General features: G+C 56.6%; 34 protein-coding genes. 33 read left to right on the plus strand and 1 reads right to left on the minus strand.

What is annotated here, in order from left to right; genetic code table 11:
- The 23 genes from ACI3GR_RS19520 to ACI3GR_RS19630 form a co-directional block, all read left to right on the plus strand.
- Positions 1-343, plus strand: a 343-nt coding sequence (locus ACI3GR_RS19520; protein ID WP_407496881.1) for a hypothetical protein, incomplete at its 5' end; no start/stop codon positions are given.
- A gap of 104 nt (positions 344-447) precedes the next feature.
- Complete coding sequence (locus tag ACI3GR_RS19525) at positions 448-1,044, plus strand: phage tail protein (RefSeq protein ID WP_407496883.1); 597 nt, start codon at positions 448-450, stop codon at positions 1,042-1,044.
- Between the two features lie 190 nt (positions 1,045-1,234).
- A complete protein-coding gene (locus tag ACI3GR_RS19530; protein WP_407496885.1) occupies positions 1,235-1,930 on the plus strand; it encodes a hypothetical protein in 696 nt (231 codons plus the stop codon).
- A gap of 2 nt (positions 1,931-1,932) precedes the next feature.
- Positions 1,933-3,891, plus strand: a complete 1,959-nt coding sequence (locus ACI3GR_RS19535; protein ID WP_407496886.1) for a phage terminase large subunit family protein — start codon at positions 1,933-1,935, stop codon at positions 3,889-3,891.
- Positions 3,888-5,489, plus strand: coding sequence for a phage portal protein (locus ACI3GR_RS19540; protein ID WP_407496888.1), 1,602 nt, complete (start codon positions 3,888-3,890; stop codon positions 5,487-5,489). The genes ACI3GR_RS19535 and ACI3GR_RS19540 overlap by 4 nt, the downstream gene beginning before the upstream one ends.
- Entirely contained in the window at positions 5,486-5,755 is a 270-nt protein-coding gene (locus tag ACI3GR_RS19545; protein WP_407496890.1) for a hypothetical protein, read from the plus strand. Before ACI3GR_RS19540 ends, ACI3GR_RS19545 begins: the two co-directional genes overlap by 4 nt.
- 15 nt (positions 5,756-5,770) lie before the next feature.
- Positions 5,771-6,823 carry a head maturation protease, ClpP-related gene (locus tag ACI3GR_RS19550; RefSeq protein WP_407496892.1) on the plus strand — a complete coding sequence of 351 codons (1,053 nt, stop codon included), beginning with the start codon at positions 5,771-5,773 and terminating at the stop codon, positions 6,821-6,823.
- Positions 6,824-6,826: 3 nt separating this feature from the next.
- Positions 6,827-7,210, plus strand: coding sequence for a head decoration protein (locus tag ACI3GR_RS19555; protein ID WP_407496894.1), 384 nt, complete (start codon positions 6,827-6,829; stop codon positions 7,208-7,210).
- A 14-nt stretch (positions 7,211-7,224) separates the two neighbouring features.
- The gene (locus tag ACI3GR_RS19560) at positions 7,225-8,217 is read left to right on the plus strand and encodes a major capsid protein (protein ID WP_407496896.1); all 993 of its coding nucleotides are present in this window, start codon (positions 7,225-7,227) and stop codon (positions 8,215-8,217) included.
- Positions 8,218-8,330: 113 nt separating this feature from the next.
- Positions 8,331-8,711 (plus strand): hypothetical protein, encoded by a 381-nt coding sequence (locus tag ACI3GR_RS19565; RefSeq protein ID WP_407496898.1) that lies wholly within the window; start codon positions 8,331-8,333, stop codon positions 8,709-8,711.
- Positions 8,711-9,079 carry a hypothetical protein gene (locus ACI3GR_RS19570; RefSeq protein ID WP_407496900.1) on the plus strand — a complete coding sequence of 123 codons (369 nt, stop codon included), beginning with the start codon at positions 8,711-8,713 and terminating at the stop codon, positions 9,077-9,079. The genes ACI3GR_RS19565 and ACI3GR_RS19570 overlap by 1 nt, the downstream gene beginning before the upstream one ends.
- Positions 9,079-9,852, plus strand: a complete 774-nt coding sequence (locus tag ACI3GR_RS19575) for a hypothetical protein (protein WP_407496902.1) — start codon at positions 9,079-9,081, stop codon at positions 9,850-9,852. Before ACI3GR_RS19570 ends, ACI3GR_RS19575 begins: the two co-directional genes overlap by 1 nt.
- Positions 9,852-10,394, plus strand: a complete 543-nt coding sequence (locus ACI3GR_RS19580; RefSeq protein ID WP_407496904.1) for a phage baseplate assembly protein V — start codon at positions 9,852-9,854, stop codon at positions 10,392-10,394. Before ACI3GR_RS19575 ends, ACI3GR_RS19580 begins: the two co-directional genes overlap by 1 nt.
- Before the next feature lie 11 nt (positions 10,395-10,405).
- Entirely contained in the window at positions 10,406-10,630 is a 225-nt protein-coding gene (locus tag ACI3GR_RS19585; protein WP_407496905.1) for a hypothetical protein, read from the plus strand.
- A gap of 6 nt (positions 10,631-10,636) precedes the next feature.
- Positions 10,637-11,026 carry a GPW/gp25 family protein gene (locus ACI3GR_RS19590; RefSeq protein WP_407496906.1) on the plus strand — a complete coding sequence of 130 codons (390 nt, stop codon included), beginning with the start codon at positions 10,637-10,639 and terminating at the stop codon, positions 11,024-11,026.
- Positions 11,023-11,979: a baseplate assembly protein gene (locus ACI3GR_RS19595; protein ID WP_407496908.1), complete on the plus strand. Its 957-nt coding sequence runs from the start codon at positions 11,023-11,025 to the stop codon at positions 11,977-11,979. Before ACI3GR_RS19590 ends, ACI3GR_RS19595 begins: the two co-directional genes overlap by 4 nt.
- 13 nt (positions 11,980-11,992) lie before the next feature.
- Positions 11,993-12,619, plus strand: coding sequence for a phage tail protein I (locus ACI3GR_RS19600; protein WP_407496909.1), 627 nt, complete (start codon positions 11,993-11,995; stop codon positions 12,617-12,619).
- A 15-nt stretch (positions 12,620-12,634) separates the two neighbouring features.
- The gene (locus ACI3GR_RS19605; RefSeq protein ID WP_407496911.1) at positions 12,635-13,180 is read left to right on the plus strand and encodes a phage tail-collar fiber domain-containing protein; all 546 of its coding nucleotides are present in this window, start codon (positions 12,635-12,637) and stop codon (positions 13,178-13,180) included.
- On the plus strand, positions 13,180-13,986 hold the full coding sequence (locus ACI3GR_RS19610) for a hypothetical protein (RefSeq protein ID WP_407496912.1): 807 nt from the start codon (positions 13,180-13,182) through the stop codon (positions 13,984-13,986). Before ACI3GR_RS19605 ends, ACI3GR_RS19610 begins: the two co-directional genes overlap by 1 nt.
- Before the next feature lie 12 nt (positions 13,987-13,998).
- Entirely contained in the window at positions 13,999-14,400 is a 402-nt protein-coding gene (locus ACI3GR_RS19615) for a hypothetical protein (protein ID WP_407496914.1), read from the plus strand.
- Between the two features lie 146 nt (positions 14,401-14,546).
- Positions 14,547-15,725: a phage tail sheath subtilisin-like domain-containing protein gene (locus ACI3GR_RS19620; RefSeq protein WP_407496915.1), complete on the plus strand. Its 1,179-nt coding sequence runs from the start codon at positions 14,547-14,549 to the stop codon at positions 15,723-15,725.
- 91 nt (positions 15,726-15,816) lie between these two features.
- Positions 15,817-16,323, plus strand: coding sequence for a phage major tail tube protein (locus ACI3GR_RS19625; protein ID WP_407496917.1), 507 nt, complete (start codon positions 15,817-15,819; stop codon positions 16,321-16,323).
- Positions 16,324-16,335: 12 nt separating this feature from the next.
- A complete protein-coding gene (locus tag ACI3GR_RS19630; RefSeq protein WP_407496919.1) occupies positions 16,336-16,710 on the plus strand; it encodes a phage tail assembly protein in 375 nt (124 codons plus the stop codon).
- A gap of 151 nt (positions 16,711-16,861) precedes the next feature.
- Here ACI3GR_RS19630 and ACI3GR_RS19635 read toward each other — a convergent pair whose 3' ends face one another.
- Positions 16,862-17,179, minus strand: coding sequence for a hypothetical protein (locus ACI3GR_RS19635; RefSeq protein WP_407496921.1), 318 nt, complete (start codon positions 17,177-17,179; stop codon positions 16,862-16,864).
- A 21-nt stretch (positions 17,180-17,200) separates the two neighbouring features.
- Between ACI3GR_RS19635 and ACI3GR_RS19640 the strand changes: the two genes are divergently transcribed.
- The 10 genes from ACI3GR_RS19640 (at position 17,201) to ACI3GR_RS19685 (ending at position 25,243) form a co-directional block, all read left to right on the plus strand.
- Positions 17,201-20,434, plus strand: coding sequence for a phage tail tape measure protein (locus ACI3GR_RS19640; protein ID WP_407496923.1), 3,234 nt, complete (start codon positions 17,201-17,203; stop codon positions 20,432-20,434).
- 11 nt (positions 20,435-20,445) lie between these two features.
- On the plus strand, positions 20,446-20,868 hold the full coding sequence (locus ACI3GR_RS19645) for a phage tail protein (RefSeq protein WP_407496925.1): 423 nt from the start codon (positions 20,446-20,448) through the stop codon (positions 20,866-20,868).
- Positions 20,868-21,080 (plus strand): tail protein X, encoded by a 213-nt coding sequence (locus tag ACI3GR_RS19650; protein WP_260005427.1) that lies wholly within the window; start codon positions 20,868-20,870, stop codon positions 21,078-21,080. Before ACI3GR_RS19645 ends, ACI3GR_RS19650 begins: the two co-directional genes overlap by 1 nt.
- A complete protein-coding gene (locus tag ACI3GR_RS19655) occupies positions 21,080-22,072 on the plus strand; it encodes a phage late control D family protein (protein ID WP_407496926.1) in 993 nt (330 codons plus the stop codon). The genes ACI3GR_RS19650 and ACI3GR_RS19655 overlap by 1 nt, the downstream gene beginning before the upstream one ends.
- Positions 22,069-22,737 (plus strand): hypothetical protein, encoded by a 669-nt coding sequence (locus ACI3GR_RS19660; protein ID WP_260005422.1) that lies wholly within the window; start codon positions 22,069-22,071, stop codon positions 22,735-22,737. Before ACI3GR_RS19655 ends, ACI3GR_RS19660 begins: the two co-directional genes overlap by 4 nt.
- Positions 22,730-23,110, plus strand: a complete 381-nt coding sequence (locus tag ACI3GR_RS19665; RefSeq protein WP_407496928.1) for a hypothetical protein — start codon at positions 22,730-22,732, stop codon at positions 23,108-23,110. The genes ACI3GR_RS19660 and ACI3GR_RS19665 overlap by 8 nt, the downstream gene beginning before the upstream one ends.
- 75 nt (positions 23,111-23,185) lie before the next feature.
- A complete protein-coding gene (locus ACI3GR_RS19670; protein ID WP_407496929.1) occupies positions 23,186-23,926 on the plus strand; it encodes an NlpC/P60 family protein in 741 nt (246 codons plus the stop codon).
- Between the two features lies 1 nt (position 23,927).
- Positions 23,928-24,173 (plus strand): hypothetical protein, encoded by a 246-nt coding sequence (locus tag ACI3GR_RS19675; protein WP_074635183.1) that lies wholly within the window; start codon positions 23,928-23,930, stop codon positions 24,171-24,173.
- Entirely contained in the window at positions 24,170-24,532 is a 363-nt protein-coding gene (locus ACI3GR_RS19680; RefSeq protein ID WP_407496931.1) for a hypothetical protein, read from the plus strand. Before ACI3GR_RS19675 ends, ACI3GR_RS19680 begins: the two co-directional genes overlap by 4 nt.
- A 243-nt stretch (positions 24,533-24,775) precedes the next feature.
- A complete protein-coding gene (locus tag ACI3GR_RS19685; protein ID WP_407496933.1) occupies positions 24,776-25,243 on the plus strand; it encodes a hypothetical protein in 468 nt (155 codons plus the stop codon).
- Positions 25,244-25,437: the final 194 nt, after the last annotated feature.

Consider the following 25,437-nt stretch of genomic DNA (forward strand, 5'->3'; position numbering starts at 1 on the left):
TGTGGACGTGCTGATCGAACTGCAGCCGGATGTCGGCGTCTATGAAATGTCGATGTTCCATGATGTGGACGTGCTGATCGAACTGCAGCCGGATGTCGGCGTCTATGAAATGTCGATGTTCCATGATGTGGACGTGCTGACGGGGCTGGACGTTCTGCCGCATGTCGATGTTGAACCATACGGGCTGAGCAGTGTTGCCTTCAATGCGGTGCACACAAAGTCGTTGGAAGAACCGATGGCAACGCGCGGCGCTGCTTCCAGCACTATGGTCGATGATGCGATGCGGCTTTGGCGTACGCGCACCGTTGCAGTTTTCACCACGTCGCCTGACCTTTTGATTTAGGTCTGAACGGTCTGACTATGCCAAGCCGGATGCAGAATGCTGCGTCCGGCTTTTTTTATGAGTGCGGTTAGGTGTGGGTGCCCAAAAAGTCCAAACGAATTGTGTTGGACACCGCACTCACAAGTTTGGGGATTGCCATGTTCAGGGTTGGTGAAGTCGATGTGCGCGACCTTGAGCGGTTTGGCAACATGATCGGTGCTTTGGGTCAGGATGGCCCAAAGGCAGTCAATCGCGCCTTGAACCGTACAGGAGACATGGCGCGGACCCGCGTGGTGCGTGAACTGGCCAAGCAAACAGGACTGCCGCAGAAGACCATACGCAAGGCTGTGAAGGTCAAGCGGTCATCGTGGCAGGATTTGGAATACCGCCTGTCATCGTCCGGTGGTGACGTGTCGCTGAAATACTTCAAGGCACGTGAGACACGGCGCGGGGTGACTGCTTTTGTCCGTGGCGAACGTGAACTGTTTGAAGGGGCGTTCATCAAGGGTGGCAGCTTCGTGCGCGGACGTGTGGCGCTGAACATGGGTGGCCATGTCTTCCAGCGCATTGGTGGTCGCACTGAATTGGAGAAGCTGAAGTCTGGTGTGTTCATCCCAATCGAAATGGTTGAGGGCGCAACTGCTACAGCCTTCGAAGGTCTTGTGGCGGACGTCCTGCCGCGCCGTCTTGACCATGAAATCAATCGGGTGTTGGGCGTTTGACGCCTGCCCTTAGCTTATACTCTAGCGTCGAAAAATTTAGGGACCGTACGCCGTTCTGAACGCACGCGGGGCGTAAGCTGCCCGAGGGTTCGCTAGTCAGACGGCTTTTGTAAAGCCTTAACAGTGAAGGGGTGCTGCTTAACAGCCAGCCGCTTGGCAATCGACATCAGCGCAGCCCGCCGGGGAAATTTTGGAAACCATGCAGCCAGCACAGGAGCATCAGACGCAGGCAGATTTTGCGCGCCACATGGGTGTCAGCCGCGCGGCTGTCAGTCAGTGGAAATCGCGTGACATCTTGCGCGATGACGCATTCACCCAACCCGGCAAAAAGGGAAAGGTGGTTGTGTCCGTCGCTGTCGAACAAGTGCGCCGCAATCGCGACATTGGGCAAGCGCTTGGCAATGGCATCGAGACACGGACATCCACCGATGCAGAACCATCTGCTGACCAGCCAGCGGAAGAAGTCCAGCCCGACTTTCCAATGGCTGACGAAGCACCGGTTCAAGTCCAACCAACGGCAGTTCCACCGGCAAAACCAAAAGTGGACACGGTTGAAGACCAGCTGAAGCGCGCAAAGCTGGAACAGCAGCTGCGCACCAACCGCATTCAGGCGTCTGAAGAAGCCCTGCGCCAAGGAATGCTGGTGGCTGCTGATGATGCCCGCGAACAGATGACCCGCGTGGCCAGCATGATGCTGCAGATTTTTGAGGGATCACTTCCAGATTTGGGCGCAGCGATTTCTGCGCAGTTCGACATTCCGCAGCGCGATGTTCTGCACTTGCTGCGTTCTGAATTCAAGAAAGTCCGGGCAACGGCAGCGATGAAGGAAAGGGCACGGGCTGACGCTGCCAGCAAGGAAAGGGTGGCTTCGATCGAGGTGGACTAAAGATGCTTGATGTGGGTGTGACCAGTGCGGAATGGATGGCGCATGATGTCTTGGCGGATGTCATCGACCCACCGCCGGACGTTGACTATCTGACCTGGGCTGAACAGAACATTGTCTTTTCGCAGCGCGAAAGTCCGATGCCCGGCCCCTACAATCGGCAGCGCTTCAGCTACTTTGATGAAATACTGCAGGCGCTTTCACCCAATGACCCGTGCCGCATCGTCACGTTGTCGAAGTCAGCGCAGTTGGGCGGCACCGTGCTGGCCAACATCTTCACCGGCGGTTCAATGGACATGGACCCTGGCGACATTCTTTATGTCCACCCAACGGATGAGAACGCGCGCCGCTGGTCGAAGATGAAGCTGACACCGATGCTGAAAGGCACAGCGGCGCTGCGCAAGATTTTTCCACTGAAGGCCCGCGACGGTCAGGATTCAGTTTTTTATAAGGAGCGCCGCGACGGTCGCGGGGCAATCCAGATTTCGGGTGCAAATTCACCTGCATCACTTAGTCAGGTTTCGATGTCCCGTCAGGTGCAGGATGACCTTGCCAAGTGGGACATGAACAGCGCCGGTGACCCGGAAACGCAAGCTGACAGCCGCAGTCAGGGATATGAGTTTGCGAAGATTTTCAAGATTTCGACACCCATGGTGGTGCCGGGATGTCGCATCACAAAGAACTATGAAGATGGTTCGCAGGAAATTCTGGAACTTCCATGCCCGGATGATGCGTGTGGCCACATGCAGACCCTTGATTGGGAAAACATGCTGGCCAATCTGGATGAAGACCATCCAGAAAAAGCACATTTTGTCTGCCAAGGATGTGGTCAGGCGATTGAAGAACACCATCGGCCAAAGATGCTGAAGGGCGCGCGGTGGGTTGCGCAGAACCCAAAGATGAAGCGCGTGCATCGGTCATTCTACATCTGGTCGGCCTATTCACTGCTGCAATCCTTTGAGCGCATCGCGCGTTCATGGCTTGCCGCGAAAGGTGACCCGCCAAAGGAACAGACCTTCTGGAATGACGTGGTTGGCAAAGCCTATCGCGTGCTTGGGGAATCGCCACCTTGGGAAGACCTGCGCGACCGCGCGTCAGAATCCGATTATGTGCATGGCACCATTCCTGCCGGTTATCCGCTGCTGACCTGCGGCGTTGACTGTCAGGGTGACCGGGTTGAATGGCAGGTGGTTGCATGGGGGCAGAACAAGCGCCGCGCGGTCGTGGAATATGGTGTCTTCACCGGTCATATTTCGGATGAAAAATGTCAGGCGAACCTGAACGGTTTGCTGAAGCAGGGTTTCCGGAATGCCTATGGCCGCAAGGTCGAAATCGACATGCTGGCCATCGACGGCAACGCCTACACGGAAGACGTCTGGGAATGGGCGCGCAAGCATCCGGCGGGTCGCGTCATCATGGTTCGCGGCGTGCATCCTGAAAGCGCGCCGCTTCTGGCCGTGGTGAAGAAAGAGCGCAACCGGCGGGGCAAAATTGTCCGGTATTCAAAGCGCTTCTATAACTTCGCATCATCCGTTCTGAAGATGGCGCTTTACCGGAACCTGAAGAAAATTGACCCGGAAGAACGCGGATATGTGGCGCTGCCACGGGGGCTGGAAGATGAATATTTCCGGCAGCTGACGGCGGAATCACGCAAGGCCCAAAAAGCCAAGTCCGGCTTCACCCGCTATCTGTGGGTGAAAGACCCAAGTCAGGCCAATGAAGGGCTGGACACTCATTTGCAGGCTGAAGCTGCAGCCACCCGCTTGGGGGTTCGCAGTCTGCCTGACACCGAATGGGAAAAGCTGATGGCGGCGCGTGAGTGTCCACCAGAAGACGTTCAGGGTGATTTCGAAGACCTGTTGTTGCCGGTGCAGCCAGCTGCGGTGAATGAGGCTGAAGCGCAGAACAAATCGGACAGCGTGAAAGAGCGTGCCCGAAATAAATGGAGTAAGAAACAGCTGTGACTGGCCTTATCAAAAAAGCGCTGCATCTGATGCGTCCAAACGGTTCGCAAGGTCCAGAAGGTTCCGTTTCAAACCGGACAACGGCACGGTATCTGCGCGACACAAAAAGCGGCGCTATCGCATCGCGGGTCGCGCCGCTGACCAATAGCCGGGATGACATCCGGCGTGCCTGGTCGAGAAGTGCGGGTTTGGCCATGGACCTTATCCAGAATTCAGGCCGTTTGAAGGGTGCCTGCGACCAAGTGATTGCGGACACTGTTGGTGTTGGTCTGACCTTGAACCCTGACCCGGACCTGACCGGGCTTGGTTATTCCGATGAAGAAAAGGCTGAATTCATTCGGATATTGAAGCGCCGCTGGAAGGCGTTCTGGCACGACAAAAAAGAATGCGACATGCGGGGAAAATTGAGCGGCCCGCAAATGGTCGATATTGGTCTGCGGTGGGACATCGCTTTTGGGGAAGTCACGGGTGTCTTTGATTTCTTCGATGATGCCGACCGCAGCCGCTACGGCATTGCGACCGGAACAAAGCTGTGTCTGGTGCCACCCCAAAAGCTGGTGCAGGACACCAATTCGTTTGACGGGATGTTCCAAGGTATTCGCCATGACGGCAAGGGCCGTCCGGTGTCCTATCGGTTCGACACCAGCCTGGATGGCGTCCGCGCGAAGCAGGACTATGCTGCATTTGATGCCGATGGCCGGTCGTTGGTCATGCATATCTTCGACCCGATGGATGCCACCGATGTCCGGGGAATTTCCAAGCTGGCCCCTGCGTTCCGCAAGCATATTCAAGCTGAAATGCTGGATGACGCCACGCTGCAGATGGCTCTTTTGCAAACCATCTTTGCCATCACGCTGACCAGCGAAACGCCAAGTGCGGATGCATATGAAGCGCTGGAAGTCCTGAAGGAACAGGGTGGTGATGGTATAGAATATGGCAAGGAATATCTGGGATATCTTTCGGGCAGTCTGGATGCTGCCGCAGACAGCCGGATTTCAGTGGGTGCAGATCCGCAGGTTTCCCATTTGGGTCCGGGTCAGAAACTCGCGCTGGAAACAGCCAATGTGCCGGGCAAAGACTTCCTGCCGTTTTCCAACAGCCTGGCGCGCGACATGGCGCGCACAATCGGCTGTTCCTATGGCGGTCTGACGATGGACTACACGGACGCGACCTATGCCAGCGTGCGGATGGAAACGTCTTCTTTGTGGCCCGTGGTTGCCCGGCGGCGTGAACGTGTTGCAGCACCGATGTGTCAGATGGCCTATGAAAACTGGCTGGACGAAGAAATTGGTGAAGGGCGCATTCCGTTCAAAGGTGGGTATCGCGCATTCAGGGCCAACCGGTCGCGGGTGTGCCTGGCCGGTTGGCAAGGTCCACCAAAGCCAACTGCTGATGACCTGAAATCAGCAAAGGCATCAACGGAACGCCTGAAGAACGGCACCAGTTCGGTGGCCATTGAAACCGGCGATTTGGGTGTTGATTCAGATGCGCTTTTTGAAGAACGGCAGCGCGAACATCGGCGCTATGTAGAGGCAGGCATGCAGTCACCCTATGCACCCAAAGATGCGCCGGCACAAACACCGCAGGTGATCAAATGAGCATTGAAAGCACTGTGAAGATTGGCGCTGACACAATCGACATCGCCAAGCCGTGTGATGTGGTCACTGCACTGAAGAAGATGCAGCTGAAGCTGGCCGTTGGCGGTGTTCGGGAAACCGTGCGCATCGACGGTGAAGAAGTCACTTTCATGCGCGCCAATGACCGCCGGTTGGCGTCCTTGATTGCGCATTATGAAAGCGAATGTGCCAGGTCGGGCGGCGGTCAGAAACGTACCCGATACGCAAAACGCTTTCGCTTTACCTGAACAAAGGAGACAGAAATGACCATTTTGGTTGATGGCGAACTCGTTCTTTACGGGTTCGTTGGTGATAACTTTTGGGATGAAGGCTTCACGGCCACGGATGTCATCTATGCTTTGGCTGAAGTTGGCCGCAGCGCTGACATCACCGTCCGCATCAATTCGGGCGGTGGGTACACCGATGACGGAATCGCCATCTACAATGCGCTTGTGGCGCATCAGGGCAATGTCGCGGTGATTGTGGATGCCATGGCTGCGTCCAGTGCATCCTTGATTGCAATGGCAGGTGACACGATCACGATGCGCGCGGGTTCACAGATGATGATTCATGGCCCGTCAGGTGTTGCCTATGGCAAGGCAAAAGACCTTGAAAGCTACGCTGAAAGCGCTCGCAAGGTTGGGCGCGGCATGGCTGAAATCTACGCAGAAAAATCTGGCGAAGATGTCGAAGACCTTCTGGAAGAAATGGAAGGCGAAATCTGGCTAACACCCGATGAAGCTGTTGAACGTGGTTTTGCGACGGACGCTGTGAAGGCCAAGTCTTCGAGCGTCACTGCCTTCGACTTCAGGCAATACGCGAACGCCCCCGAACGACTCGTTGCCATGGCAGAAAAGAAGGATTGGACCTTCAAAGCCAAGGCGCAGAAGGCGGCGTCCGCTGCCCCAACCCAAGCCAAAAAGGAAAAACCCAAAATGGCAAAACAACCCGCAACAGCGGACCCGAAACCTGCAGCCACAACGGCAGAAACGGTTTCCGCTGGTGATGTGAAGGCCCGCATCAAGGCCATCACGGAAGACGATGCAGCGCAGGGGCGCGAAGGGCTTGCGAAGCACTTGGCCTTCGACACCGAAATGTCGGCAGAAGACGCCATCAACACGCTGAAAGCGGCTGCTGGCGATGCGCCTTCGGCTGCTGGTGATGAACCGGCAGACCCCAAGGGCTATCAGGCCAGCCGGTCAGCCGCTGCCGCGTTGGCGCAGCCTGGTTCGGGTGCCGCAGCGCCAAAGAAGACCACCGCAACCATCGACACTGGCGGCATCTATGCCAGCCGTCGCGCACGAAAAGGGGCGTAACACATGGAAAACGTAACAATGCAGACCCGCAATCTGTCTTTCCTTCTGTCGGAGGCAGCCGGGCGGCGTTCACGCGCACAAGCCACCATCCCGGCCGGAACGGGTGTTGTCGAGGCGGGAACCGTCATCGGTGAACTGACTGCCGCTGCTGGCAGCTTTGTTCCATCGCCCGCCGCCGAAACCGTTGGCATCGAAGGCGCAGAAGTGGCCACGGCAATTTTGGGATATTCGGTTGATGCAACATCAGCTGATGTCGAAGTCACCATCATTGATCGTGATGCTGAAGCCAAACTGCCGACACTGAAGTTCGATGCTTCGGTTGATGATGAAGCCAAGACTGCCGCCAAGGTCGCACAGCTGAACGCTGTCGGCATCCGCGCGCGCTAAGAGGAAAGAAGACTATGTGGGAAGAATTTTCAGTCATTGCGCTGACGGCTGCGCTGAACAATCAACCGTTCGTGCCCGGCCAAGTCGGTGCAACCGAGATCTTCGATGAAGAAGGGGTTTCGACAACCACTGTCAAAATCGAAGAAAACAATGGCACACTTGCCATCATTGAACCTTCTGCGCGGGGTGGACCCGGCAATACAACGGACGATGATGACCGCCGGTTGATCCCGTTCGAAATTGACCATTTCGAAATCAATGATGCAGTCCTGGCCGATGAAGTTCAGGGCGTGCGCATGTTGGGTGAAACCGACCAGCTTGAAACCGTCCAGAACCGCGTTGATTCCAAGCTGGCGAAGCACGCGCGTAGCTTCGATGCGACATTGGAACACCAGCGGGTCGGTGCCATCAAGGGCATCGTGCTGTCTGGCAAGGGGCGTGTGCTGCACAACCTCTATGACCGGTTTGGTTTGGCTGTTCCTGCACCCGTGGTGATGGGTCTTGGTGGGCAGGTCGCGGGCATCGCCACCAAAATCAAGAATGATGTGGTCTATTCCATCGAAGACGATTTGGACGAAACCTATGACGGCATTCATGCAATGTGTGGCCGTGAATTCCATGCTGCGCTGTGGGACCAAAAGGAAGTTCGCGAAACCTTCCTTGCCGACAACCAAGGCTATCAGCTGCGCGATGGTGCCCCTGATGTCTTCCGCGTTGGTGGTGTAACTTGGGAGCGTTACCGCACCGGGCGTCGTGCCACGGTCGCCAATGGCAACTCTGCGTTCATTGCGGACAATGAAGCCCGTGTTTTCCCGACCGGCGTGCCGGAATTGTTCATCACGCGCTTTGCGCCTGCTGACCTGGAAGAAACGGTCAACACGATTGGCCTGCCGCGCTATGCGAACCAATACCCAATGCCGAATGGCAAGGGGCGTCATCTGGATGCACAGATGAATGCAATTTCGCTTTGCACCCGTCCGGGCGCGCTGCGCAAGTTGACCATCTAAGGTCTTCCAAGCCTATCGACGCAAAGCAAAGGCCCGGCATGAGAATGCCGGGCCATTGGCTGCATCCCCATGCGATGAACCGCATTGGCATTCAGCCAGAACAGGAGACAATCATGGCAAATGCGAAGAAAAAATGGGTTGCGTGCAAAGGCAATCTGACAATTCCAGCTGACATGGCCGGTGAAGACGATGACGTTCAGGTGCAGGATGGACAACCCGTTCAGGTTCCGGGGTTCTATGCTGACAGTCTTGTTCAGGACGGCATCGCAGAACACTGCGAGGCACCCAAGAAAAAGACATCTGCAAAGAAGTCGGTCGAACCGACCGCTGAAGAAAAGGCAGCTGCTGAAAAGGCAGAACAGGTCGAAGCGGCTGAACAGGCTGTGACGGATGCGCAGGCGGCGTTGGATGCGATGGGTCTTGGCAAGCCTGCAGGTCCGGAAATTGAGGCTTTGAAGGTCGCAAAAGAAGCCTTGGCTGCGCTGCAGGACTAATGGACAGCGCGCTGCGCGAAGAACTGATGGAAGCGGTGGATGATGTTTGGGCGGAAACGCTTAGGCATCTTCCGCTGTCTGATGGTCAGGAAGACCTGACGCGCGAAAAGGTCGAATTCACTGCGGTTGTTCGAACTGGTGACCGCGATACGGAACAGATGAACTTTGGTCGCGGTAACAACGCGCGGTCTGGAATTGCAGCTGCAGGTGGGCACCTGCGCATCGACCGTTCGGTTCATCCTGACATTGATGTGCGCAAGGGTGACAAGTTCGTGGCGCTGGACCGCGCGGGTGAACCTGCCTTTGAAGTTCTGATGGTCGATGACCGGTCACACTTGCGTTTGATTTGCGACTTGGGGGATGCCTGATGTCACTGACGATGATGGCCTTGCGGATTGCTGCTGTCGAAGCCCTGAAGGCAGGGGGCACGATGGTGGGCACGAATGTTCTGGACAGCCAGATTTCAGCCATTGACCAGACCGTGGACGGTGACCTGAAAACGGACCAGAAGCGGCCCTTCATTGCGGTCTATTCGGACAACAGCAAAGCGGAAGATTTGGGTGATACCGGGCTGCGTGCGAACGGTCGGGTTGAACTGACGTTCAATTGCGGTGTTTCGCTGACCATGGGTGAGTTGAACAAGGACACCGGTGTCACCGAAATCATCGAAGGGTTGCCATCGACTGATGCGCAGTTCGAAGCCATTCTGGACATTCTCGGATGCCAGATTTGTCGTGTTCTGACAGATGCGTCAAACCCTTGGTCGCAGGTGTTCGGCAATCTTTGCGTGCTGGTTTCCAAGGCGCAGGTCCGGTCCAGCAGTGCGGCGGAAAACGTGCGCCTGGCTTGCGGTCAGCTGAAGGTGACGGTCGATGCCTATGCGGACCCACCGTTTGGTCAGGTGTTCGCTGACGGCAGTCAGTGGCCAACCTTTCTGGCGTTGATGGAACAGTTCGATGTGAAGCAGCTTGGCCTTTTCCGGCAGATGTTGGGTCAGCCTGGTGCTGCTGAATACCCGGACTTTGAAGCGCTGACCGGGATGACATCGCGCGACGCGGCTTCATTGCGCCTCTTTTCCTTCGATGGCGTGCCTGCAGCATCCGTGGTGCTAGGTCCGTCTTCAGTCGTGGACCGCAGCTGATGGGTCTGTCTGAACAAATGGATGATCTGCGCCGCCGGTTGGCAGCGTTGGAACGGCGCATCGGTTCGCAGGGTCGCACGGGTGTGGTCACTGAAGTCGATGCCGCAAACGGGCTTGCCCGTGTGCGGCTGACGGAAGGTGATGCCCCCATGTTGACAGGCTGGTTGCCATGGACGGAACCGGCGGCTGGTGCCAACAAAACCCACAACCCGCCATCGGTCGGGCAACAGGTCGAAATCAGGTCAGAAAGCGGTGACCTGCATGACGCAACCATTCAGGGCAGCCTGAATTCAGCATCAAATGGCAGGCCATCGGGTGCCGGTGATGAATTTGTGCTGCTGTCAGTCGGTGCTGCATCAATCAAGGCCACGGGCGGTGGGTCTGCCATCGTCATCACCATCGGTGGCTATTCCCTGACGCTATCGGCTGCAGGGGCGGTCAATACCGGTGGCGCGTTGTCTCACAACGGAAAGAACATTGGCGACACGCACAACCACAAGGGCGTGACGGCAGGACCATCAAACACTGGAACACCAAACTGAAGGGAAAGACCATGACTGCATTGAAGAACTATGAAGTGACTGAAGCGCGTTTCATCGGGGGGCAGCACCGCAAAGTCGGTGATCCAGTCCAGATGACTGAACGTGCTGCGAAATACTACGTTGCACCATATGGCACCGGGCTGAAGGCGGTTTCGCCAGTCGCCGCGACGGTTGCTGACAAGCCCGTGGAAAAGCAGCCCGCAAAAACCAAGCCTGCAGTTGACGCCAAGGACTGATTTCGCATGGATTTGAACCACCACACGGGGGCATCGGTCGATGGTTGGGCGCATGTTGTTCAATCCATCGAAACCATACTGGTGACCCGGCTGAACACGCGCGTGTTCATGCGTCAGTTTGGGTCTGATGTCCCTGCGATGGTGGACATGCCCATGAACGATGCCAACATCATGGCGCTTTATGTGTCGGTTGCTGAAGCGATTGACCGTTGGGAGCCGCGATTTGAACTGACGGATGTGAGCCTTTCAGCCGGTGCTGATGGGGTCATGTCTTTGCAGCTGAAGGGCAACCACATGCCCAATGCCCATTTGGGCGACGACACGGTTGTGAATGATGAAACGCAAGTCATCCGGGTGCAGGGCACCCGCGTGGACAATTGGAGCCTTGCCGCATGAGCCGTTTTGCAGCCCTGGACCTTTCGACTTTGCCTGACATGTCTTCTGTTGCGGTCTTGGATTTCGACGCCATTTTGGAAGCGCGCCTTCAGGAACTGGAAGCGCAGCTGTCTGAAGTGTTCGAAGCCCCCAGGGTCGCTGAAGCGATGGCGCTTGCGCGCAACATTGCGGCCAGTCCGATGCGTTACCTGAATGAAGCAGCTGCGGCGCGTGAACTGTATCTGTCGAACCAAATCAACACTGCCATTCGGTCTGTGTTTCTTTCGACGGCACGCGGCCCTGACCTTGACCAGATCGGCGCAAATCGCGGGGTTGTGCGGAAGGTTCTGGATGATGCGGACCCAAAGAACATCATTCTGGAAAATGATGAAGCATTCCGTGCCCGCATTCAGCTGGTCATGGAAGCCTATTCACCGCACGGAACGGAAGGGTCTTATGTCTATTGGGCGCTGGATGCGGATGACCGGGTTGTGGATGTCGCTGTCTATGGTCCAAACCACGGGCTGGACCCTGCCATTCCTGCAGCTGAACCAAAGATGGTTGTGCTGTCGTCAGAAGGTGATGGAACGGCTGACGCGGCGTTGCTGGAAGCTGTCTTTGGCAACTGCACCCCTGACATGCGCCGCCCGGTTGCTGACAAGCTGACGGTCATTTCTGCGACCCCTGTGCCCTATCAAATCCAAGCAGTGCTGCACGTCACGTCAGCGGCGTCTGCGGGTGTCGTGCTGGCTGCGGCGCAGGCCACGGCTGAAGCCTTTATCAGCAACCGCCTGCGGATTGGCCGCAAGCTGTATCGCACGTCTTTGGCCGCTGCCTTAAGCGTTGAAGGTGTCGTGGATGTAGTCATCACGCATCCGGCTGCTGACCTGGATATTGGGCCATTTGAAGCGCCGTATTGCACTTCCGTCAATCTGACGGCTGAAGCTGTGTCAGGTGGGTGGCGTGATGTTTGATCGAACGCAAAGCATGTTGCCCAAAACAGCCACGGATTTGGCGCGCGCCTTGGACATCCTTGAAGAACGGCTGTTCATGCTGCCAGTGGCGATGATTTCCAAAGACCCCATGACGGTTTCTGAAGCCCTGCTGGACCATCTTGCATGGGAAAATTCGGTGGATGTCTGGGATGTCGATTGGCCGGAAGACATCAAGCGCAACGTGGTCGCGATGTCTGCGGAAGTTCACCGTTTCAAGGGTACACCACACGCCATCAAGCGCGCTTTGGATGCCCTGGACGTGCGCACAGAACTGGTGGAATGGTGGCAGGCTTCGCCGGAAGCGGCACCGGGCACGTTCGATGTCACCGCCTATGCGGGGCGGGCGCTTTATTCCGATGAAGAAGTGTTCATCAATCAAAAGATGGTGCGGTCCATCATTGCGGTGATTGAGCGTGTCGCACCCGTGTCACGCGGCTTCACCGTCGCGGTGGGTGCGAAGCTGCGCCTGCAGCCAGTGGTCATGGGGGCAAATGCATCCGTCATCGGCTTTGCGCGGTTCCGCATGAATGTCATCCAGCAGACGCCACGTCTGCCGTTGAAATCGACCCCGGCGGGTCACGCATCAGCGATTTCCGTGACGCGCGGACGCATCGCCTAAATCAAGAGGAAGCCAATGTCAGAAACATTCACCCCGGTCATCACTGAAGCGGGTTTCGCAGCCGCGCTTGCTGCTGAAGAAGGCGGCTTCAAGGTAAACATCACCCATGTTGCGGTGGGCAGTTCCGGCTATGTCGTGCCGACAAGCGCCAACGGCAAGGCCACGCAAACCGCGTTGTTTGGCGAAAGGCAACGGGTCGAAATCCAAGATGCGCGCGAAGTCGGAAATGGTCAGACCGATATTTCATTCGTGGTCGAAGGGCCTGGTGATTATTTCATCAAGGAAGTCGGCTTCTTTCTGGATGATGGCACGTTGTTCGCCATCGCATCGCATCCAACGCAGGGGCTGATTTGGAAGTCTTCGATTTCCCGTGCGGCCATCGCGCTGGAATTGGTTCTGGAAGCGGTTGACCCGTCCAGCATCAACATCGTGTCCGCTGGCCCCCCGCTGCAGCTTTTGCTGACCAAGGAAATTGCAATCCTTTCCACCATTGCCGCGCGGAATGCGCTTGAAAACATGCGGCTGTCAGACCGCATCCATGACATCACAGGAGAATTTTGATGGTCGAAACAACCTATGAAGCGCAGCTTCGGCAGATTGCTGCATTCGATGATTTGCTGGAATATTTCCAAGGTCAGAAGCCGCGTTGGGATGGGGATGTAGCAGCTGCGCAAGCTGCCTACGCGGCGCTTTCTGGCAATTTGAAAGGCCTTATTTCGTCTGAGTTGAGCAGAGAGGTCCATGTCGACAGCACGCTTGATGCCCCAGTAGGGGCAACATATCCAACGATTAAAGAAGCGGTAGATTCCCTGCCGCGTTCTTCATATGCAGTTGTTCGTCTAAAAGCCGGTCAAACACATGAAATTTCCGCCCACGTTAATGTTGGCGGAATGACAATTGATTTCAGTTATACGGGGGACCTTGCTCTTGGAAAGCCGGTTATCAAACATATTGCGGCTTTAGAAGGCGGGAGCAATGTGATGTATGGGTTTATCGGTCACGCCTGCTCCATTCAAATTAGCACTTGCATCATTCAGCTTCCAACCGAAAGCCCAGACCCGAATGCATCCTGGGTAACCTCAGGACGTTCTGTTTTCAGCGGCTCAAGAGGTCGGGAGCGGTTCGCAGGGTTTCAGACTTGCACGGTAACAGGCGGCGTGCCGGAAGTGACGCTTGGCGTCATTAGCGTTTACGAGTCTGGATATGCAGGCCTGGGCTTTTTCGTGACCACTCTGGATGGCCCTATTTCCGCCGTTGTTGCTGCATCTGCGGGCGTTTTCAATATTCGTAAAACCGCTTTCACCCTTGCCAACGGCGCGACGGAAACTGACGGCGGCACGTTGGGCACCAACTATCTCTCAAACTAAGGGGCATGAAAAATGCAATTTGATATTTCTCACAATGGCCGCACCACACTTTCCGTTGACCGTGCTGGCGCTGAATCGCTGGGCTATCCAGAAGAAGTAATTGTGGAAGCCGAGCGGGGCGTTCGCAAGAAATCTGTTAAGGGCGAATGCCGCCGTCGCATCTACGCCGCAGCGTCAGCTGAAACGCAGATGAACATGGCGACGGCTGCTGCATACGCTTCTTCTAAAACGGCCAGCGCCCGTTCTGATGAAGAGAAGTCGGTCATTGCGGGTGTTGAGGCATCACTGGCGTGGGTTGCTGAAATGAGAGGCAACGTGGCCACTTTGGTTGCTGATTTTGACCTAGATATTTCCGACGACGCCAACTGGCCAGTCTGTCCGGAAGCCGCGTTGGCGGTTGTAGCGATGTACTAACCATAAGTTGCCGATTTTCAACCTGACATCTTGCTTGCCGATTACGGACTGCAGGCAGGGCGCATCAGCGCAAAACCTGAAAAGTGTAGATGCTTTTCACCCCGGCCAGCGTGCCGGGTTTTCTTTTGACCAAAGGAGAAAGACCCATGGCTGACATCAGCTACCATCACGGCACGCGACTGTCGGAATCGAATGAAACCCCTGTTCTGGTGCAAGTGGCCCAGACGGCTGTCGTGGGCCTATTGGGCACGGCACCTGATGCTGACCCGGTGAAGTTCCCATTGAACACGCCGGTGCTGCTGAAGGGCACGCCAACCGATGCTGTTGGCATTGGCGCAACCGGCACCCTGAAGGACGCGATTGACGACGTGTTCGACCAAGTTGGTGCCTACACGGTTGTCATTCGCGTAGAAGAAGGTGTGGATCTGGCTGCTACCATGTCCAATCTGGTCGGTGACGCAACGGCGCGCACTGGTGTTCATGCATTGCTGAAATCCGAACCAATGCTTGGCATCAAGCCACGCTTGATTGCGGCACCGGGCTTTACATCTGGCGACGGTACAACTGCCAATCCCGTGGTTGCAGAACTCGTTGGTGTTTTGGATGCATTGCGGGCTGTGGCCTTTGTCGATGGTCCTGACACGGATGATGCTACTGCCATCCTTTACCGCCAGCAGATCAATTCGCAGCGTGTCTATGTTGTGGACCCCAAGGTTCTGGTTTGGGATACCGAAACCAGCACCAACGTCGCGCGGCCTGCGTCAGCGCGCTTTGCCGGTGTTCAGGCTCGTGTCGATAAGAAGCTGGGCTTCTGGCATTCGCTGTCGAACAAGGCCATCAACGGCATCACGGGCGTGTCCCGGCCTGTCACCTATGGCGCGCATTCGAACTATCTGAACGAAAACCACGTCAACACGGTCATCAACACGGGTGAAGGGTACATCACCTGGGGCAACCGTGGCGCGACGGATGATGACCTTTGGGTGTTCCTTGCCGTGCGTCGCACCGCTGACTTCATCAATGAAGCCATCGAAAAGGCTTACTTTGAATTCGTGGACAAGCCGTTTTCGGCAGCGAACGTCAAGTTGATGATCGAGTCCGGCAATGCCGCCATGCGGACCTTCATTGCTGAAGGTGCAATTATCGGGGGCCGTGTCTGGCTGGACCAAGACCTGAACGAACCAACGCAACTGGCAGCTGGCCGCATCACGCTGTCGCTTGATTTCGAACCGCCTGCGCCGATGGAAGACATCCGCTTCATCGCGCACCGCAACATCGAATACTATCTGGAACTGACCAAGGCGGCGCTTCAGGCAGCAGCCTGAAGCCCGGTCAATCCACCAACCCAAGATGCAGATGCGCCGCCGGTGCATCTGCACTGATGCCATCGCTGATGGCCCTTTCAGGAGATAAGACATGAAATCGACCCCGGCATTCCTGCTTCGCGATTGTGCGATGTGGCTGAACGAAGACGTGAAGGTTGGCCAAGCGTCAGAAATGACAATTCCACCCTTCAAGGTGAAGACTGACAAAATCCGCAATGCGGGCATGGTGATGGAGCGTGAAATTCGCCAAGGCTATGAACGCGAAAACGCCAAGTTCAAGATGACCGCTTTGGACCCCGCGACCGTTGCCGCGATCAACGGCATGCAGGGCACCACTGACACGTTGATGATTACCGGCGCGCTGGTCGATGAAGATGGCACCGTGACCAACGCCACCTGCTACCTGCGCGGCTTCCTGAAGGAAGCGGATTTTGGCAGCTGGAAGCCTGGCGACAAAGCAGAAACTGACTACACGTTTGTGTGGGAATATTTGAAGCTGGAAATCGGCGGCGCTGAAATGATCGAGGCGGATGATTTCAACGTGGCAGTCGGTGGCCAGTCGCAGACTAGCGACATCCGTGCCGCGCTTCTGCTGTAAAGGGGCGCGCAAATGGACCTGCCAATTGAAGTCCCGCTGACGCGGCCCGTCACGGTCGATGGTCAGACCTATGAAAAGCTGACATTCGATGAACCCGACCTGGACGCCCAAATTGCCTATGCGGAACTGGAAGCATCGTTTCCGGAACCCAAAAAGGTAAAGCAGGAAGACGGTTCTGAAATGGCCGTGCATTCCCCTGTCACTGCAGCCAAGGTGAACCGCTTCTGGCTGGCGCGCTTGACGGGCGTGTCTGAAGCTGTGGTTGGCAAGATCAAGGATTCGGACCTTGAAGCTGTCAATGCTGCAGCTGAAGCTGTCTTAGGTTTCCAAGCTGACAAAGGCGAAAAGGCTGGCGAAAGTTCGGGAAACGGAAGCCCGGCAAAGTAGCGGAAGACCTGCGCTTTGCCGCCGGATTTGTGGCGTCGGTGTTGTCGACACCATTGCCGCAGGTCATGATGATGAAGATGTCGGACTTCAACAAATGGCACGACACCGCACAGAAAGTGTGGGACGCGACACGGTTGAAGTTCGAATAGTCTTAATCGTCAGCCAGCGGCTGCTGAAAAGCATTGAGCGTGTCCCGGTCTCTTTTCCGGTCGGGGCCGCTCTGATGAATGCATGCCCGATACAGCGCGACAAGAAACAGCGCGAAAGCGCCTGCGCCCCAAATTCCGCCTGCGTAGACACCCAAGACCACCGTCGCCGCGATGGCGGCGGCTATCATCAGGATGGCAAAGATCATCGCAAAAATGTCCATGCCTAAGATGTAGGCATATTTCCCTAAAATTTCAAGGTATGCAGCACAATGGCAGGCAAGCGGATCACAACGGAACTGGTCATCAAGGCTGTTGACCAATACTCGTCTGACATCCGGAACATGACAGATGTGACAGGTCGCTTTGCGTCCAAAGTCCGGTCTGAAATGGGGCGCATGCAGGGGCTGCGCGGGCCGCTGAAGATGATTGAGGACTTCCGGCGTCAGCAGGCGGTGGTGCGTGGGTCCGCTGATGCGTTGGATGCGGCAAACGAAAAGACCCGTCAGCTGCTGGCCACCATCCGTTCGACCAAGAACCCAACAGCGGCGATGCGTCGTGAGTTTGAGCGCGCGCGCACAGCGGCTGGACGCCTGGAAGAAAAGCACCGGCGCAATCGGGCGGAACTGCGCGGGCTGCAGGGGCAGATGCAGGCGGCTGGCGTTGACACGTCTGACCTTGCGGGGGAACAGCGCCGTCTTGCGGGTGCGCTGGATGCCGCCAACGGCAAGTTCGCACGTCAGGCTGACCGGATGCAGCGCCTGAAGGAAATGCAGGACCGTATCGCTGAAGGTCGTGAGCGGATGCAGCGGTCTTTGGCCACCGCTGCAAACCTTAGTTTTGTGGGCAATGCGTCCATGCAGACCGGGCGGCGTATGCTGACAGGCATGTCTGCGCCAATTATGCAGGCGGTCGAATTCGAAAGCGCCATGTCAGATGTCCGCAAGGTCGTGGACTTTGAAAGCCCTGCAGCTTTCCGGGCGATGTCGGAAGACATTCTGGAAATGTCCACGCGGATTCCGATTGCTGCGACGGGTCTGGCTGAAATCGTTGCCGCCGGTGGTCAGTCGGGTGTGGCACAGCAGGAACTGGCGCGATTTGCGGAAATGGCCGCAAAGATCGGTGTGGCCTTTGATATTTCGGCGGGTCAGTCCGGCGATGCGATGGCCAGCATCAAGACAGCCATGGCGTTGGATTTGGACCAGACGGGTTCACTGTTCGATGCGATGAACTACCTGTCGAACAATTCTGCAGCACGGGCTGACCAGACGCTGGATTTCTTGAACCGGGCTGGTGCTGACGGGTCAAACTTTGGTTTTGACAGCACGGAAACGCTGGCAATCGGCGCGGCGATGATTGCAGCGGGGGCTGGCGCTGACACTGCAGCCACGTCTTTCCGGAATATGGGCCGCGCGCTCGTTCGGGGTGAGAGTGCAACCGACCGGCAGAGTGGGGCCATGCAGCGCCTTGGGCTGGATGCGGTGGCCGTGGCGCGCGCGATGCAGGAAGACGCTGTTGGCACCACAATGGATGTCATGCAGCGTCTGAATGAACTGCCGGACCATTTGCGTGCATCGGTGATGTCGGACCTGTTTGGCGATGAAGCCCGCGAACTGACAAAGCTGATGAACAACATGAAACTGATGCCGGAAATGCTGGCATTGGTGGCTGACGAAACCCAATACCTTGGCAGCGCTGAAGCGGAATATGCTGAACGGTCGCGCACCACTGCGAACAACATGCAGTTGCTGCGCAACCAGACCACCCGCTTGGGTGTCAGCATCGGTGAAGTGGTCTTGCCGCCCTTGAATGAACTGCTGTCGAAGTCACAGGTCTTCATCGACAAGTCAGTGGCGTGGACAAAGCAAAATCCAAAGCTGACCAAGACACTGGTCATGGGGGGCTTTGCCCTTGGCGGCATGGCCGTCGCTGGTGGTTTTCTGTTGACCGCTGCAGCTGGCCTGATCGGCACTATGGCGGTTCTGCGCTTTGGTCTGGTGGGGTTGGGCGCGCGCGCGATCTTCGCTGGTGGCGGGTTGGCCCGCTTGGCGGGGCGCTTTGCGGGTCTGCGGCGTTTGCCGCGCTTCGCGCTGTCAACGCTGGTGACGCCTTTGCGGTGGGTGACAGGGCTTATTCCGCCCATTCGTTGGGGTGCTACGGCTGGAAGGCTGCGGTGGTCTTCACTGATTAGGCCGCTGGCGTGGATCGGACGTGGGGCGCTGCGCTTTATCCCTGTCATTGGGTGGGCTGCACTGGCCGGTGAACTCGCATGGCATCTGCTGATTAAGCCATTGGGGTGGGATAAATACCTTCCATCCATTGACTGGTCGCGGGTTTGGGGTGCGTTTTCGTGGGAAGGCTGGTTGCCGCAGGTCGATTGGTCCGAATTCATGTCCGCTGTCGATTGGCCTGATTGGGTCAGTGGGTTTTCCTGGTCGGATTTCTTGGTGCCTGTCTCTTGGATGACCTATGTGCCAAGGCTGGCGTGGCGAACTTTTGTGCCTGACATTGATTGGGGTCATTGGTTCACCTTCAAGTGGGTGGACCATCTGCCTGACTGGTCTTGGGATTTCATCCCTGATTTCGACATGGCCGGTCTTATAACATGGCCTGAAGCGCCGGATTGGCTGAAGTGGCTGATGGGGCAGGAAGAAGCGGCACCGCTTCCGCGCTCGCCCCTGCAGGCACCTGTCACATCTGCGCCGGGATTTGGCCGTTTGGCCCCTGAACAGCAGACTGCGGCGCGCACCGTTGTTTCGTCGCAATCCGCTGGCTTGCCTACGGCTGACCATCTTCAGGCTTTGCGGGAACACGCCGCTGCGCTGCGCGCTGAAATCGCTGAAATTCAGAGTGACATCGACAACATCGGTCAGGGACCAATGGCGGCGTCGATGGCCATGCCGCATCAGCAGACGATGGCGCTGCGCAAACGGGAACTGCAGGACGTCGAAGCTGAACTGGTCGATGCTGAAGCACGTTCAGCCACGCTGACTGCGGCACTGCAGGTCTTGGATGGCACGGAAGCAACGCCTGAAATCAATGCCGCGTCAATAGATCGTGCGTTGGAAAAGGTTGCGCGACTGTCTGCGCAACTGCGATCGATGCCGGGCGCAAGCGTCGGGGCGGCATCACCTGCAAGGCCAGCGGGTGCGCGGGCGTTTGGTGGTTCGGTGCGTGCCGGTTTGCCTTATCGGGTGAACGAACACACGCCAAAATCTGAATGGTTCGTGCCGTCTGCTTCCGGTGGCATCCTGAATGTGGGTCAGGCGCAGGCTGCGTTCATGTCGCATTTCGGTTCCGGGGCTGGTCAGGCTTCGGGCGTGTCGCGCGGCGCGCAGCGGGTCCGTTCTGCCAGCATGGCTGCATTGACCGCTTCTGCGATGGTTGGGGCTTCAGCCGCTGCTGCAGCCGCTGGTGGGGGCACATCCGGCAGGTCGATGTCAGCCCGTGTTGAAATCGGCAGCATCAGCATCGTCGCGCCATCCGGTGTGTCGGACCCTGAAGGGTTGGTTGATCTTATCGAAACCCGATTGGGTGACCGAATTGCTGCCACTTTCAATGCCAGCTTTTCTGATTAAGGGGGCACTTGATGTCTGGACCAGTAACCATGGCCCTGGGGCCATTTATGTTCCGTTCGCATGGCTTTGGGTACACCGATGTCAGCCGCAAGCTGGACACCACATGGGCTGAAATTGAAACTGCAGGGCGCTTCAATGCCCTGCAGTGGACCGGCCCGCGCTCTGAAGTCGTCACCATAAACGGCGTCCTGTTCCCGTTGGAATGGGGTGGCGCTGGTACGTTGGAAGGCGTGCGGTTGGCGGCAAAAAATGGAATTCCGCTGATGCTTGTGTCTTTGGGCGGGAAGGTTTTTGGCAGTCACGCAATTCAGAAGGTCGATGAAGACCGGGCTTTCCACAACCGCACGGGTGAACCTGGGCGAAATGCATATTCCATCGAAGTCCGGCGTATTGGGTCGGGCTTTTCATTGCTTTCACTGTTGGGGGTCATTTGATGCCGGCCGTTCATGTCACATCCACAAATGATGCCTTGGACCTGATTTGTGCGCGCCACTATGGCCGTCAGGCGGGGGCGGTTGAACAGGTACTGGATGCAAACCCGGACATCGCAGCGGTTGCGCACCGTTTGCCGGTCGGGTTGTCGATTGTCCTGCCTGACATTGCTGCCAGTCGGCAAGGTCAGCAAACTGTAAGGTTGTGGGACTGATGACGCATCCAAAGGTTCTGGTGGACATCGATGGTGTCCCTGTGTCCGGGCTGTTCTTTGAGCGCCTGGTCAGTTTGACCATCACTGACCGCGAAGGCATCCGGTCTGACACGTTGGAAATGACCTTCAGCGATGCCGCACCGCATTTTGCCAGTCCGCGGCGCGGCGCGGTGGCCAGTGTCACCATCCAGTCTGGCGCTGGTGGTGCCTTTGCAGGCGCCTATGTCATCGACCGTGTTGACCACAAGTGTCTGCCTTACACCATCACGGTGAGCGGGCATTCAGCTGACCTGCGGTCTGAAATGAAAACGCAAAAGTCACGCCATTGGGATGACACTTCAGTCAGGGACATCGTTGCGGAAATCGCTGGTGAATATGGCTTGGACCCCAAGATTTCAGATGCGGTTTCTGGTCATGTTTACCCATGGATTGGCCAGCAGGATGAATCAGACCTGAACTTTTTGGAACGGGTTGCCAATCGCCATGGTGCGCTTTTCACCATCAAGAATGGGGCGTTGCTCTGGCTTGAACGCGGCGCGGGCAAAACAGCTGATGGCACGTCAGTTTCGGCTGCAGTCATTATTCCGACTTCGATTGTAGAAGGCAGCTGCCGCGTGTCGGAAGGCGATGTTGACCGGTTTGCCAAGGTTAAGGCGTTTTATCAGGATCGTGGCAACGCCAAGCGGCGGGTCGTCATCGTCGATTGTGACCCTGAAGCGGATGGCGAACACGTCATGCGCGACCCCTTTGGTTCGGAAGCTGAAGCGCAATTGGCAGCTGAAGCCTGCGCGCGCGAGATGAAGCGCGGTCTGGTGCAGACGTCCTGTGCCATTGTCGGGCGTCCAGCGCTGATGGCGGGTCAGCCGCTGACATATCTTGGCGTGCGTCCGGGCGTGGATGGCCGCGAATTCATCACTGAAATGGTGAAGCATTCTTACACGAAATCAGGCGGTCTTCGGACATCGTTTGAAGGAAGGTTGAAGGCCGAATGACTGAAGAAGTGAAACTGACGGAACTTCAGAAGTGGCGGCGCGATATGCCTTCAGCATTCAGGAAATCGTTTATCGGTGTATTCGTGGGCGGCGTGACGGCAGGAATTGTCGCCTATTCCACTGATGTATGGTCAGGCATAATGGCGTGGTCTGAATACCCTGAAAAAGCGCTGCTTCAGAGGGAAGAAGACCGCCAGCTGATGCTGGATAATGCACGCGCCATCGCGCAGAATACTGAAGCGATACGGCGCTTGACTATCCCAACAGACATTTTCGAAATCAGTGACCGTTCAGGGCCAATCGACGGTTACTGCATTGATGGCGTCCCGTGCGAAATGAACATTCGCGTCCGGCGGAAGGTTGCGGCTTTGGCCTGTCAGATAGTGCCGGGCACCGTGGACTACTATTACCGCAATCCTAGAGACAATGAAGTCCATGATGTAATCACATTCGCGGGCGCGGCTAAGGATGTCGGCACGTCCTACATCAACCTTCCATTCAAATTTTCAACACCGCGTCGGCTGCGGCCCGGTGCGGAACTTTGCGTTCGCCCAAGCTATATCAGCTGCCCCGGTATGAGCGCCAAAGATGATCCGATTGACCCTGAAGAGGAGTGCTTCGAGGTGCCAATTCTTTCCCAAATGGAGGCTGATACGAATGAATGAAATTCAAAATTCGCTGAATAAACGTTTCAGGTATGCCAGCGATGAAGGGGATAGTTGGCGCATCTTGGCTGCTGAAGGTCCGGTTTCCGGCGACTGTGAAGACTATTCGCTGACGCTGGTCTGGCTATGGGAGCGGCAATCATTGCTGCGCTTCTGGTGGGCGCTGGTGACCTTCAAGTATCTGTTCTGGCACTGCCGTTCGCCGAGTGGTGGTGGACACCTTGTGGTCTGGTGCCGTGGTAGCGGCTGGACGGACAACATACAGCGCAAGCTGGTCGAAAAACTGCCAAATGGTTACCGCCTGCGTTTCCCATACCTGTTCCCGTTGGTTGCGCTGAAGTTCCTTCTGCGTCCATTGCTACGCCTGCTTTAAAACCAGCGCAGATCCACATCAATTCAACCTGACCGGCCCGTCTTTTTAGGCGGGCTTTTTCTATGGAGAATGGACATGACTATGACCATCAAAGAACGGCAAAAGTTGCTGAAGCGTTACGGGTTTTACCATGGCCGCATCGACGGCATTGACGGACCCAAAACATCGGCTGCAACTATCGCTTTCAAACAGTCCAGGGGTTTGCGGGCGCGCGATTATGTTGGACCTGTGACCATCATGGCGCTGCGTAAGGCAATTCGACCAGTCGCTGCAAATATCGCGTCGGATGGCGCGCGCTACCCTATGCCGGTTTGGCTGCGTTTGGCCTACAGTCACCTAGGGCTTCGCGAAATTGTAGGGCGGCATCACAACGCTGAAATTTTGGGGTGGTGGGAACGTCTTTCGCTACCGTTCAAGGATGATGAAACGCCATGGTGCGCGGGGTTCGGGAACGCGATGGTGCAGGCTGCTGGTCTGCCTATCGTGAGCAAGAACCGTGCGGCCGCATTGGGTTGGCGCTGGAATGGGTATGGCACCCGCCTCGATGGTCCCGCCCTTGGGGCCGTCATGTCGATGGAGCGACCCGGCAGGCCCGGCAGTGGTCACATGACATTTGTCGCAGGTCGTGACCGCCATGGAAACATCATGGGTCTTGGTGGAAACCAAGGGAACATGGTTTCAATCAATCCCTACAGCCCGACCGCACGCAACGCACAATACCACTGGCCGGAAGGATCTCCGACACCTGCAGAAATTGGGCTCAGTTCCCTGCCGGTTATCACTTCTAGTGGTGCCAAGCTGACCAACGAGGCATGACATGCTGAAGCTTTTCGGAAAGTTTGTCATCGGCGGTCAGTCGGGTAAGCGTGAACAGGCGTGGGCGGTTTTCTTGTTGTGGTCCATCGCTTTTGGGTGGTCCGCTGCAAAAGAGGCAGCTGGCAGTTCTCTTGAGGGAACACAGGCTATCCTAACGCTTGCGCTGCCCTTGGTCATTGGCAACCTTACCGTTGCCCATGGCATGGAGTGGGTCAGTCGCCAAACCGGATGGGGTGGCAGGGAATGATTTCAATTGCATTGAAGTTCGGATGGCGGCTGCTGACCAGCCGTGTTGGCCTTGCCGTCATCTTATGTGCCGGTGGGTGGGCTTGGCATGTCGCGGATAAATCGCAGGCCGTAAAAAGCGCGCGTGATGGCTATGTGCTGCAGGTCGAACTGGCTGCTGCAGAAGCTGAACTGGCGGAAATGAGGCGGCGCGCAGCTGTGGCAGATAACGCAAACCGCGTCTTGCAGGAAAAGGTGCAGGCATCCGAAGGGGAGGCCCTTCGATTTGCCGCAGAACTGGAGGCTTTCGAAAATGAAACTGACATCAATGCTGAAGGTGTTGTCGATGGTGACCTTCTGCGCCGCCTGCGATCAAACTGAAGCGCGGCTGGATACTGTAGGCGCAGATCGAGGCGCGCGCGCCGCTGAACGAACCCTGCCAGCTTTACCTGAAGATTGTCGCGCCCTGTCGCGGGCTGGTGTCCAGAAGGGTGACCGGTTGGATGTGGCCTTGCTGAAGATTGACCGTGCTTTGACCCGTCAGAATATGCGTACAACGCGCTGCGCTGAATGGTTTGACCAGTTACGTGCCGGGTTTCAGTCTTCACCTTCTAACGGCGCGCCGTGACTGTCACGCTGGCGTTCTATAGAGGGCGTGGCAATACTGTCTTCCAGCGGTTTCAGGACGGTTTAATTCGGAGCGTGACGGGCGGCATCTATTCGCATGTTGAGCTGATTTCTGGGGCGGCTTTGCCTGGGCATTGGTCGATGTGTCTTTCAGCGTCCGGTCGTGACGGCGGGGTGCGGCAGAAGCGCATTCTTTTGACTGCAGAAAGCTGGGGCTTAGTGTTTTTGCGGATGGATGCTGAAGCACCTTGTCAATTCATCAGGGACCGCTTGGGGGCGCGCTATGATTACGCTGGCTTGATGCTATCACAGGTGCTGGCGTTTGGTCGGCACAACCCTGACCAATGGTTCTGTTCGGAGATTTGCGCAGCTGCTTTGGGGATTCCCAATCCGCAGCGTGTGTCACCACAGTTCCTGTTTGATGTCGTGACGTGGGCGAGAAATGGCATGCGCGCGATCGGCTAAAAACGTGGTCCACAAATTTGGTAAGCTATTGTTTTGTATAGGGCGGTTTGGACCATTTTCGTGGTCCACATCGCCCTTTTTTTTAACCAAAATTTTCTGCTATTTGTGGACCGTGTGGGGGCACCATTGCATCAGCTATCCCCTTGGTTTTGCTTCAGCATTTAGCCGCTGCTAGGAGCCGTAGACCATGTCGG

It is taken from the genome of Pseudooceanicola aestuariicola, from assembly GCF_045763785.1.
Classification (GTDB): Bacteria; Pseudomonadota; Alphaproteobacteria; order Rhodobacterales; family Rhodobacteraceae; genus Pseudooceanicola.

Excerpts from the sequence above, each read along its gene's own strand:
- ACI3GR_RS19535 (WP_407496886.1), top strand. The coding sequence starts at position 1,933 with ATGCTTGATGTGGGTGTGACCAGTGCGGAATGGATGGCGCATGATGTC.
- ACI3GR_RS19545 (WP_407496890.1), top strand. The coding sequence starts at position 5,486 with ATGAGCATTGAAAGCACTGTGAAGATTGGCGCTGACACAATCGACATC.
- ACI3GR_RS19550 (WP_407496892.1), top strand. The coding sequence starts at position 5,771 with ATGACCATTTTGGTTGATGGCGAACTCGTTCTTTACGGGTTCGTTGGT.
- ACI3GR_RS19555 (WP_407496894.1), top strand. The coding sequence starts at position 6,827 with ATGGAAAACGTAACAATGCAGACCCGCAATCTGTCTTTCCTTCTGTCG.
- ACI3GR_RS19560 (WP_407496896.1), top strand. The coding sequence starts at position 7,225 with ATGTGGGAAGAATTTTCAGTCATTGCGCTGACGGCTGCGCTGAACAAT.
- ACI3GR_RS19565 (WP_407496898.1), top strand. The coding sequence starts at position 8,331 with ATGGCAAATGCGAAGAAAAAATGGGTTGCGTGCAAAGGCAATCTGACA.
- ACI3GR_RS19570 (WP_407496900.1), top strand. The coding sequence starts at position 8,711 with ATGGACAGCGCGCTGCGCGAAGAACTGATGGAAGCGGTGGATGATGTT.
- ACI3GR_RS19575 (WP_407496902.1), top strand. The coding sequence starts at position 9,079 with ATGTCACTGACGATGATGGCCTTGCGGATTGCTGCTGTCGAAGCCCTG.
- ACI3GR_RS19580 (WP_407496904.1), top strand. The coding sequence starts at position 9,852 with ATGGGTCTGTCTGAACAAATGGATGATCTGCGCCGCCGGTTGGCAGCG.
- ACI3GR_RS19585 (WP_407496905.1), top strand. The coding sequence starts at position 10,406 with ATGACTGCATTGAAGAACTATGAAGTGACTGAAGCGCGTTTCATCGGG.
- ACI3GR_RS19590 (WP_407496906.1), top strand. The coding sequence starts at position 10,637 with ATGGATTTGAACCACCACACGGGGGCATCGGTCGATGGTTGGGCGCAT.
- ACI3GR_RS19595 (WP_407496908.1), top strand. The coding sequence starts at position 11,023 with ATGAGCCGTTTTGCAGCCCTGGACCTTTCGACTTTGCCTGACATGTCT.
- ACI3GR_RS19600 (WP_407496909.1), top strand. The coding sequence starts at position 11,993 with ATGTTGCCCAAAACAGCCACGGATTTGGCGCGCGCCTTGGACATCCTT.
- ACI3GR_RS19605 (WP_407496911.1), top strand. The coding sequence starts at position 12,635 with ATGTCAGAAACATTCACCCCGGTCATCACTGAAGCGGGTTTCGCAGCC.
- ACI3GR_RS19610 (WP_407496912.1), top strand. The coding sequence starts at position 13,180 with ATGGTCGAAACAACCTATGAAGCGCAGCTTCGGCAGATTGCTGCATTC.
- ACI3GR_RS19615 (WP_407496914.1), top strand. The coding sequence starts at position 13,999 with ATGCAATTTGATATTTCTCACAATGGCCGCACCACACTTTCCGTTGAC.
- ACI3GR_RS19620 (WP_407496915.1), top strand. The coding sequence starts at position 14,547 with ATGGCTGACATCAGCTACCATCACGGCACGCGACTGTCGGAATCGAAT.
- ACI3GR_RS19625 (WP_407496917.1), top strand. The coding sequence starts at position 15,817 with ATGAAATCGACCCCGGCATTCCTGCTTCGCGATTGTGCGATGTGGCTG.
- ACI3GR_RS19630 (WP_407496919.1), top strand. The coding sequence starts at position 16,336 with ATGGACCTGCCAATTGAAGTCCCGCTGACGCGGCCCGTCACGGTCGAT.
- ACI3GR_RS19640 (WP_407496923.1), top strand. The coding sequence starts at position 17,201 with ATGACAGATGTGACAGGTCGCTTTGCGTCCAAAGTCCGGTCTGAAATG.
- ACI3GR_RS19645 (WP_407496925.1), top strand. The coding sequence starts at position 20,446 with ATGTCTGGACCAGTAACCATGGCCCTGGGGCCATTTATGTTCCGTTCG.
- ACI3GR_RS19650 (WP_260005427.1), top strand. The coding sequence starts at position 20,868 with ATGCCGGCCGTTCATGTCACATCCACAAATGATGCCTTGGACCTGATT.
- ACI3GR_RS19655 (WP_407496926.1), top strand. The coding sequence starts at position 21,080 with ATGACGCATCCAAAGGTTCTGGTGGACATCGATGGTGTCCCTGTGTCC.
- ACI3GR_RS19660 (WP_260005422.1), top strand. The coding sequence starts at position 22,069 with ATGACTGAAGAAGTGAAACTGACGGAACTTCAGAAGTGGCGGCGCGAT.
- ACI3GR_RS19665 (WP_407496928.1), top strand. The coding sequence starts at position 22,730 with ATGAATGAAATTCAAAATTCGCTGAATAAACGTTTCAGGTATGCCAGC.
- ACI3GR_RS19670 (WP_407496929.1), top strand. The coding sequence starts at position 23,186 with ATGACTATGACCATCAAAGAACGGCAAAAGTTGCTGAAGCGTTACGGG.
- ACI3GR_RS19675 (WP_074635183.1), top strand. The coding sequence starts at position 23,928 with ATGCTGAAGCTTTTCGGAAAGTTTGTCATCGGCGGTCAGTCGGGTAAG.
- ACI3GR_RS19680 (WP_407496931.1), top strand. The coding sequence starts at position 24,170 with ATGATTTCAATTGCATTGAAGTTCGGATGGCGGCTGCTGACCAGCCGT.